We start from the raw sequence: 369 nt of genomic DNA, 5'->3' as shown, positions 1-369 counted from the left end.
CTTAGAAGCAGCCACCCTTTAAAGAAAGCGTAATAGCTCACTAGTCGAGTCGGCCTGCGCGGAAGATGTAACGGGGCTCAAACCATACACCGAAGCTACGGGTATCACGTAAGTGATGCGGTAGAGGAGCGTTCTGTAAGCCTGTGAAGGTGAGTTGAGAAGCTTGCTGGAGGTATCAGAAGTGCGAATGCTGACATGAGTAACGACAATGGGTGTGAAAAACACCCACGCCGAAAGACCAAGGTTTCCTGCGCAACGTTAATCGACGCAGGGTTAGTCGGTCCCTAAGGCGAGGCTGAAAAGCGTAGTCGATGGAAAACAGGTTAATATTCCTGTACTTCTGGTTATTGCGATGGAGGGACGGAGAAG

General features: G+C 50.4%; 1 rRNA gene. It reads left to right on the top strand.

Annotation, left to right across the window (positions count from 1 at the left end):
* A 23S ribosomal RNA gene (locus AC0608_RS13675) occupies positions 1–369 on the top strand; the annotation flags it as partial.

The sequence above is a fragment of the Flavobacterium sp. GNP008 genome, from assembly GCF_056428965.1.
The sequence above is the reverse complement of the archived record's forward strand: the minus strand, read 5'-3'. Positions and strand labels throughout refer to the sequence as shown.